This is a genomic window from Williamsia soli (genome assembly GCF_017377795.1).
In the GTDB taxonomy this organism is placed as follows: domain Bacteria; phylum Actinomycetota; class Actinomycetes; order Mycobacteriales; family Mycobacteriaceae; genus Williamsia; species Williamsia soli.
Map to the genome: position 1 here is coordinate 449,749 of NZ_JAFRDR010000003.1, position 8,398 is coordinate 458,146.

At 63.2% G+C, this 8,398-nt stretch carries 8 protein-coding genes; 7 read left to right on the forward strand and 1 reads right to left on the reverse strand.

Annotated features, from left to right (window positions below):
- The first annotated feature begins 41 nt into the window (after positions 1–41).
- The 5 genes from J3S28_RS10685 to J3S28_RS10705 all read left to right on the forward strand — a co-directional run bounded on the left by J3S28_RS10685 (position 42) and on the right by J3S28_RS10705 (position 5,434).
- The gene (locus tag J3S28_RS10685) at positions 42–1,550 is read left to right on the forward strand and encodes a DUF4153 domain-containing protein (protein ID WP_207840317.1); all 1,509 of its coding nucleotides are present in this window, start codon (positions 42–44) and stop codon (positions 1,548–1,550) included.
- A 26-nt stretch (positions 1,551–1,576) separates the two neighbouring features.
- The gene (locus tag J3S28_RS10690; protein WP_207840319.1) at positions 1,577–2,065 is read left to right on the forward strand and encodes a hotdog fold domain-containing protein; all 489 of its coding nucleotides are present in this window, start codon (positions 1,577–1,579) and stop codon (positions 2,063–2,065) included.
- 85 nt (positions 2,066–2,150) lie between these two features.
- The gene (locus tag J3S28_RS10695; protein ID WP_207840320.1) at positions 2,151–2,876 is read left to right on the forward strand and encodes a GntR family transcriptional regulator; all 726 of its coding nucleotides are present in this window, start codon (positions 2,151–2,153) and stop codon (positions 2,874–2,876) included.
- A gap of 185 nt (positions 2,877–3,061) precedes the next feature.
- The gene (locus J3S28_RS10700) at positions 3,062–4,606 is read left to right on the forward strand and encodes an NCS1 family nucleobase:cation symporter-1 (protein WP_207840322.1); all 1,545 of its coding nucleotides are present in this window, start codon (positions 3,062–3,064) and stop codon (positions 4,604–4,606) included.
- 93 nt (positions 4,607–4,699) lie between these two features.
- Positions 4,700–5,434 carry an aspartate/glutamate racemase family protein gene (locus tag J3S28_RS10705; protein WP_207840325.1) on the forward strand — a complete coding sequence of 245 codons (735 nt, stop codon included), beginning with the start codon at positions 4,700–4,702 and terminating at the stop codon, positions 5,432–5,434.
- 15 nt (positions 5,435–5,449) lie between these two features.
- On the opposite strand, the gene J3S28_RS10710 is transcribed toward J3S28_RS10705, so the two are convergent.
- Positions 5,450–5,797 (reverse strand): hypothetical protein, encoded by a 348-nt coding sequence (locus tag J3S28_RS10710; protein ID WP_207840327.1) that lies wholly within the window; start codon positions 5,795–5,797, stop codon positions 5,450–5,452.
- Positions 5,798–6,128: 331 nt separating this feature from the next.
- On the opposite strand from J3S28_RS10710, the gene J3S28_RS10715 reads away from it, so the two are divergent.
- Entirely contained in the window at positions 6,129–7,004 is an 876-nt protein-coding gene (locus tag J3S28_RS10715; RefSeq protein WP_207840329.1) for a glycosyltransferase family 2 protein, read from the forward strand.
- A 361-nt stretch (positions 7,005–7,365) separates the two neighbouring features.
- Positions 7,366–8,286, forward strand: a complete 921-nt coding sequence (locus J3S28_RS10720; RefSeq protein ID WP_207840331.1) for an esterase/lipase family protein — start codon at positions 7,366–7,368, stop codon at positions 8,284–8,286.
- Positions 8,287–8,398: the final 112 nt, after the last annotated feature.

The following is an 8,398-nucleotide window of genomic DNA, read 5'->3' on the forward strand; positions in this document are numbered from 1 at the left end:
CTTCCAGCACGCTCATCATCACCCTCGAGAGGCGATACCCCATGCCCGAAATCGCTCTGCCCCAGGCTCCTCCGGTCTCACTCGAGAAGAAGACCCCACGTGCCTTCAGGATCACGCTGTCCACTGCACTTCCGGGCGCAGCACCGTCGAGGGTGCTGGCGGTGGTCGCTCTGGTGGCACTCTCCACCCCCATGCTGATGCCGTCATCGCTCATCGGCATCGGCATCGTGCTCATCGGGATCGGAGTGCTCACAGCGCTGTTCATCGGCTCACCCGAGCGTCCGACTCCACCGCAACTGATCATCGCCGCAAGCATTCTGGCTCTGCTGATGGTTGCAGGGTGGCGTAGTGCTGAATGGTTGTCGGGCTGGTGCATCCTGCTCGCCGTACTCGCAACAGGCGTGCTGCTGATCGGGGGCCGGTCGATCCGCGACATGGCGTTCACCCTCGTGGCACCGATCATGTTGTCCCTGGGCACGATCAGTTGGCTGTACCGCGGTGCCGCAACGGCGCGCGCCGGCAAGCCGATCAGGAACCTCGGGACGATCATCAAGGTGAGTGCGACAACCGTCGTCCTGCTGGTGGTCTTCGGTGCACTCTTCGCGGGGGCCGACGCCACGTTCGCGTCACTGTTGAGCGCCCTCGCTCCAGACCTGGGCGATGCAAGCATCGGACCGAACATCGTTCTGGGACTGATGATTTCCGCGTTCACCGCCCTAGGGTGCTATCTCCGGTTCGCGAAGCCGCAGGTGCCGCCGCGGCCTCACCGTCCTGTCGGTGACACGTGGACGTGGGCTGTCCCGACCGGCACCGTGCTGGCACTCTACGTCGCCTTTCTTCTCACCCAGGCCCGGGCGATGTTCGGCGGCGACGATTACGTGCAGCGCACGGCGGACCTGACCTACGCCGAGTACGCACGATCCGGATTCTGGCAACTGTTCGCGATCACCGCTCTGACGATCGTGGTGGTGTCCATCGGCTGGCAGCGCGCAGCCCGGAACACCGCGGGCCGGCGAGCGCTGGCGCGAACGATCCTCGGTGGGCTCTGCCTGTGTGCGCTCGCGGTGGTGATGTCGGCGTTGCACCGGATGGATCTGTACATGGACGCCTTCGGTGCCACCCGGCTACGAATGAGTGTGCTGGCCGCCGAACTGTGGCTCGGCGCGATTCTCGTCATCCTGATCGCCGCAGGTTTCGGACTGGGCACGCGCCATCTCCCCCGCGTCATCGGCGTCCTGACCATCGCCTCAGCGCTGGGCTTTGCCGTGTACAACCCCGACCACCGGGTCGCGCAGGCAAATGTCGACCGGTTCGAGAAGACCGGGAAGATCGACCTCGGGTATTTGTCCCAGCTCTCCCCGGACGCGACCGGAGCGCTGCTCGAGTTGCCCGCGGACCTGCGCCGCTGTGTACTCCGGGCCATCGCCCGGGACGTGCGCGCCGACCGCGGTCCCATGGACGCCAACATCGGGCGGGCGCAGGCAAAAGAGCAGCTCCAGGACCTACGACTCGCTCCGGTCGGGACATTCACATCCTGCGGATCACGGTAACTTACCGAGCAGTAAGATCAGCGCTCATGACCACCACCAGCGCCCCGTCCAGCCCCACCTATCGCTTTCGGCAGAAACTCCCGGCAGGGCGACTCGGCGCCGTCCTCTTCTCTGCGGGCATGTGTGTCCGCGTCCCCTACTTCGCGACGATCCTGCCCTACGTCAAGACGATGGAACCCGGCTATTGCGAGGTCACCGCGCCCACATGGTTCGGCATCCGCAATCACCTGGGAACCTTCCACGCGATCGCCGCCTGCAATCTGGCCGAGACGGCGATGGGGATGCTGATGGAGGCAACCGCCCCCACCACCCACCGATGGATTCCGAAGGCGATGACAACCCGGTACCTGACCAAGGCCAAGACCGGGTTGCGCGCGGTGGCGACGATCACCGAGCCGATCGACTGGGCGGAGATCACCGAGGGCCGCGAGGTCGTCGTGAACATCGCGATCACGGACCATCACGGCGTCGAGGTCGTGCACTGCGACATCACGACCTGGGTGAACCCGGCGTAGGGACACGCGCCCCTCGACAGGCCGAGCGCCGACATTGGGCCTACGCTTCTCCACATCGTCGTCGCCTGATCGCCTAGAGGAAGTCGTGCCACCTCCCCGCCCCCATCGCCCGCTGGTGTCCTACCTGAACGGCGAGCGCTCAGGCAGCGCCCACGCGAGCGTGCTCGGCGAACTGAGGCGGGTCATCCTCGACGGCAGCGCAGCGCCGGGGTCGCCCATTCCGGTCGGCGACGTGGCCGACCTGTTCGGCGTCAGCGCGATCCCGGTTCGCGAGGCACTCAAGACACTCATCGGCGAGGGGTTGGTGGGTCACCGGACCGGCGGCGGGTATTTCGTCGCGCAGTTGACGTTGACCGAACTGCGGGAGATCTACTTCGTCCGGGGTGTGCTCGAACAGGCGGCACTCGGACGGGCCTGCGAACTGGCGACCGACGCCGACCTCGACCGGGCGCGCGCCGAACACGAAGCCCTCCAAGAGGCGACGATCGCCGGCGATCGCCGGGCCTATCACGTGCATTCACGCCGGTTTCACCAGGCGCTCGCGAACCCGTGCGGCATGCACCGGTTGCTCAACATGTTCGATTCCACCTGGGACATCACCGAGCCCTTCCAGGTGATGCAGGGCGCCACCGGACCCACGCAACTACAGCTGCACGGAGACCACGAGAAGATGATCGACGCGATGGCCCGCCGTGATCCGGCTGACCTCATCGCGGTGGCCAAGGCACATCACCTCCGGCTGGAATCCGTCATCATCGAGACCGCGGCTCAACTCAATGTCGCCGGCGAGGACCCCGCCACAGCCGATTAGGCGCACGAATACAATCAGCCAAATCGCCACTCGCGCAGAATATATTCTGCGAATATATCCGGTTCCCTGCACTTGTCGTCGGCAATTTGTTACGCATGTAATCCGAGGGCAACATCGGAGACTTAGGTTTTTCTCAGCCATTGAAGAACCGGGTGACCGGTCCACACCAAGAGCAGGGAAAGCCCATGACAGACGTCAAGACGTCGGGATCAGATCCCGAGGTACCGACAAGCCACAACAACGGTGCGGGCGAGAGCGTGATCAAGCTCAGCTACGACCAACGCCTGACCAACGAAGATCTCGCTCCACTGAAGAACCAGAGCTGGACCTGGTACAACATCTTCGCGTTCTGGATGTCAGATGTGCACAGCGTGGGCGGATATGTGTTCGCGGGCAGCCTGTTTGCGCTCGGCATCGCGGCCTGGCAAGTGCTGGTCGCACTGGTCATCGGCATCGTGATCGTCAACGTCCTGTGCAACCTGGTCGCCAAACCATCGCAACAGGCGGGCGTGCCCTACCCCGTCACCACCCGCGTGGCGTTCGGCGTTCGCGGCGCCAATCTACCCGCGATCATTCGCGGTCTGATCGCCGTCGCCTGGTACGGAATCCAGACGTATCTGGCTTCCGTGGCATTCGGCTTGCTTGCACTCAAGTTCTGGCCGTCGCTCGAGAAGTACAGCGAGAGCGGTGATATGGCATTCCTCGGCCTGTCCCCGCTCGGCTGGGCCGGCTTCATGCTCATGTGGGTCCTACAGGCGGTCGTGTTCTGGAACGGCATGGAGACCATCCGCAAGTTCATCGACTTTTGTGGTCCCGCGGTCTATGTGGTGATGGTCATCCTCGCCGGTTACCTGATCTGGAAAGCCGGCTGGGACAACGTCAGCTTCGACCTCTCCGTCGGACCCAGCAAATCGGGCTGGGCATCGATCACCGCACTGATCTCAGCGATAGCCCTTGTGGTGTCCTACTTCTCGGGACCGATGTTGAACTTCGGCGACTTCTCTCGCTACGCCAAGACCTACGGCGACGTGAAGAAGGGCAACTTCTGGGGCCTGCCGGTGAACTTCCTGTTCTTCTCGATCCTGGTGGTCTGCACGGTCTCGGCCGGCGCCACCGTGATCGGTAAAGACGGCGAGGGCAACATCATCACCGACCCGGTCCACATCGTGGACAAGATCGACAACACCACCGCGGCCGTGCTCGGTGTGCTGACCTTCGCCATCGCCACCATCGGCATCAACATCGTCGCCAACTTCGTCTCTCCCGCATTCGACTTCTCGAATGTGGCGCCGACGAAGATCACCTGGCGTACCGGCGGAATGATCGCGGCCGTCGGCTCCATCCTGATCACGCCGTGGAACCTGTACAACAATCCCGACGCGATCCACTACACACTGGACACCCTCGGAGCTGTCATCGGGCCACTGTTCGGCATCCTGATCGCCGACTACTACCTGATCAAGAAGCAGAAGATCATCGTCGATGATCTGTTCACCATGGATGAGACGTCCACGTATTACTTCCGGGGCGGGGTCAACCCGGTAGCGGTCGTGGCCACCGCCGTGGGCGCGCTGATCCCGATCGGCGTCGTCATCTGGGGTACCGCCTACCAAGCCAGCTTCACCTGGTTCATCGGTGCCGCCATCGGATTCGCGATGTACCTGGTCGGCATGAGGTTCCTGCCCAAGGAGCTCATCTACGGAACCCGCACGACGGCCGCAGCAGTCTGACAACCTTCCGATGATGGGGCCTTTTGGCGACCGCGACCTGCGGGTTTCCTCGCCAAAAGGCCCCATTTTCGGTACCGATGGAAGGATGGACGCGTGTTACTGAGCGTGATCAACCCGAACACCACCGTCGCGATGACCGACCAGATCGCCGCTGCCGCGCGATCGGTTGCGGCGCCGGGCACCGCGATCGTCGGCGTCACCCCGACGATGGGTCCGGCATCGATCGAATCCCACTACGACGAGGCCCTGGCGGTCCCGGGGCTACTCGAGGCGATCATCAGGAGCCAGCGCAGCGACACGCCTGCCGACGGCTATCTGGTGGCCTGCTTCGGCGACCCAGGGTTGGACGCCGCTCGCGAGATCGCTCCGGTTCCGGTGATCGGGATAGCCGAAGCCGCGATGCATACCGCGTCACTGCTCGGACGGGGGTTCTCCGTGGTGACCACGTTGGGCCGCACGATCGGCCGCGCCGAGGAGTTGGTGGAGCGCTACGGGATGACCAAGAGATGCCGCGGCGTCCACGCGTGCGAGATCCCGGTCCTCGAGTTGGAGACGAATCCGGACACCGCCGCGATCCTGATCGAGGCCTGCCGGGCGGCCGCCGAGGAAGATGGCTCAGATGCCATCGTGCTGGGTTGCGCCGGAATGGCGGACCTCGCACATCTCATCGGTCAGAAGATCGGCATCCCCGTCATCGACGGTGTGGCCGCCGGCACACTGTTGCTGCAATCGCTCGTCACGATGCAGGTGACCCCCGCATCATCGGGCGAACTGGCAGCCCCACTGCCCAAGCACTACACGGGGATCCTCGCGCAGTTCGGCGAGTGAGCTCGGTCCCCTCAGTCAGCCGACCTGTCTGCTCGGCGCTGTCTGCTCCCACCCGGTATCCCCGGTGATTCCGAGCAGAATGTCCGCAACCCGATCGGCGACGCGGCCCGGGGTCTCGTCGGCCAGCCCCGGCAGGGTGCTCAGGACGGCCGCGAAGACGGCCGCGTTCGCATCCATGCCGTTCGCCTCCATCACCGTTCGATAGGCCTGGATCGTTGCGTGCAAACGCCCGTACGTGACGAAGTCGTCGCCACACTCCGCCGCGACCCGAGCGGGGCGTGCGGCTGCCACCATCTCGATCACCGCGACCGCGGGAAGAGCGGATGGGGCGGGGCGCCCTGGCGCCGGGATCGTATCGCTCACGAGGATCTACCTTCGGTTTCTGCGCGGGCGCGAGAATGCGCTGTTCTTTATTGGTGCTATGTGTACAGCACCGTCACAGGCCCTGTCTGCAGGAAAACCATAAGATTTCTTATGACCTGCATCACTGCAGGTCAGAGCGTTAGCGGAGGTAAACAACGGATCGCAAATAAGTGAGCTTCAGAGTCAGTTCTGTCCGTCAAGTGGAGAAGTCGCGGTGGCACTCGCAGCGTCGTCAGTCGCCCGACGAGCGAGAGTCGCCTTGATCACAGACGAGCAATCGATGTTCCTCAGACCTGTAGCATAGCTAGTTAGCGTGCCACAATTGGTTCTCATGACTCAGCCAACGCTCTCGCTGGTGATCCCGGCGTACAACGAGGCCGACACGATCGGATCACTTCTGACCTCTCTGCAGACCGAGCTGGACCACATCGAGGAGATCATCGTGGTCGACAACGCGTCTACTGACGAGACGGCCGACATCGTCGAGGGTTTTCGCCCGGCAATCCCCCAGCTCAAGGTGATCTCCGAGTCCAGGCGAGGCGTCGTCGCTGCACGAAACGCCGGCTTCGACCTCGCCAAGGGCGACATCATCGGCCGACTGGATGCCGATGCCCGCGCCAAGCCCGGATGGGCGAAGGCAACGCGTACTTTCTTTGCGAACGCGGACACATCGATCGGTGCGGGTACCGGTTTCTTCGACCAGTACGACATGCCCCTGCAGTTCTTGCACAAGAAGTTGCTCAGCAAAGCGTTCGATCACGCACGAAAGAACAACGGCAACGTCCACTCGCTGTTCGGCGCGAACATGGCCGTCCGCGCTGACACCTGGAAAGAGATCCGGCCACTGCTGCTGGAGCAAGATGGCATCTTCGATGATCTCGACATAACCCTGTGCGTGAACGAGGTCGGCAAGCGCAGCGTCGTGATCCCGGACATGCACATCAGTGCCTCTGGTCGACGCATGCTGTCCGACACCAAGACCTACGCAAAGTTCACCGCCTACATGCCGGCCACCCTCGAAGCGCGCGGCATGCCCGCAGCGGCGAAACGATCGTGGGCAAACGTCAGGACGATGCGAGCCCTCCACCTCATCTTCTGGGTGCCGTCGCGAGCCTGGAATCCGACAACCGAACGTTATTCGCTTCGGCATCTCTTCTCGAAGCACAAACAACGCGCGTTGCCTTACGCCACGGCGCACGACGCGTGAACTGTGGGCGTTCGGGAAACAGGGCCCTATTCCTCCCATCCGAACGCTCTGCCCGAACATCAATATCCAGCCAGATTATGCGAATAAACGCCGCGACAAAGACCTGCAGAGTTTTCTTGCATTCGGGAGCCCAATCAATTCAATGACTCGAGGCTGACGTAACTCGACATATGAATTTCTTTTTCCGGACTCGGTGTGGCGACCTCCCCTACCTGCAACGCTTTGCGTTGAGGCGACCATCTACCTGCGTGATATCGTCACTCGACCAAGCCTGACATTGTGACCTCTCACCACTCGTTCAGCTCAGGAGCGAATGTCGAGTAGAACGACGTGCGGGGCGAACGCTGGGAGAAACAGTTAGATGCATTTTTCGAATCGTCAGATTCGGCCGCTAGTCGTCACCATTCTGGTATGCCTCATCGCGTTGTGCGGCTTCGCCGTGCCGGCCTCGGCCGATCCTGCGTCTGAATCGCCCGCCGGAGCAAACGACTGGGGCTGCACACCCACAGTCGAGCATCCCCGCCCGATCGTGCTGGTGCACGGGACGTGGGCTGACATGGCTACGACGTGGAAGACGCTGTCCCCCGCGCTCAAGGAGCAGGGCTACTGCGTGTACGCCCTCAATTACGGAACCCGCGACCCACAGAGTGGCCAGAACCTCCTCGATCTCGTCGGCGGCAACACGATCAGACACTCCGCCGACGCACTGGCCGAATTCGTCTCCCGCGTCCGGTCGGCCAGCGGTGGCAGTCAAGTCGACCTCGTCGGTCATTCGCAGGGTGCGCTCGTCGCTCGTGAGTACCTCAAGTCCTCGGGCGGTTCGGACGCCACGCGACCCGCACGCAATGCAGTGCACTCTCTGGTGAGCCTGGCCGGAACCAATCAGGGCACCAGCTTCAACATCAACCAGCAACTCGGCGCGATCGCCGAGATGCTCGGTATTCCCGTGGTTCGCCTCGCAGCGGCAACCGTGGGGCCCTCGTATGTCGAGCAGATGGCCGGTTCGCCGTTCCTGCGTGACCTCAACGCAGGGGGCGACACCAGGCCAGGGGTCCGCTACGTCGCGGTCGCCACCAAGAACGACACCATGGTGACCCCGCCGGAGAACGCGTTCCTGCGGCCCGGGGCCGGCGGCGATGTGACCAACGTATGGGTTCAAGACGGATGCGCTTCCGCGCGAGTCGACCACATGAAGGTGACCAGCAGCCCGCGCTCGGTGTGGATCGTCCTCAACGCCCTCGACCCGGAGTACGGCCGCAATCACCCGGCGCCCTGTCCCTGATCTGACCCGTACGCGACAACCGACACATCCGGCATTCCTCTTCGGAATGCCGGATGTTCTGTTTGTTCAAGTCTGACTGGGCTGTCCCCTCCAGACTGTCCGGGCTGTCCCC

Excerpts from the sequence above, each read along its gene's own strand:
- J3S28_RS10685 (WP_207840317.1), top strand. The coding sequence starts at position 42 with ATGCCCGAAATCGCTCTGCCCCAGGCTCCTCCGGTCTCACTCGAGAAG.
- J3S28_RS10690 (WP_207840319.1), top strand. The coding sequence starts at position 1,577 with ATGACCACCACCAGCGCCCCGTCCAGCCCCACCTATCGCTTTCGGCAG.
- J3S28_RS10700 (WP_207840322.1), top strand. The coding sequence starts at position 3,062 with ATGACAGACGTCAAGACGTCGGGATCAGATCCCGAGGTACCGACAAGC.
- J3S28_RS10715 (WP_207840329.1), top strand. The coding sequence starts at position 6,129 with ATGACTCAGCCAACGCTCTCGCTGGTGATCCCGGCGTACAACGAGGCC.
- J3S28_RS10720 (WP_207840331.1), top strand. The coding sequence starts at position 7,366 with ATGCATTTTTCGAATCGTCAGATTCGGCCGCTAGTCGTCACCATTCTG.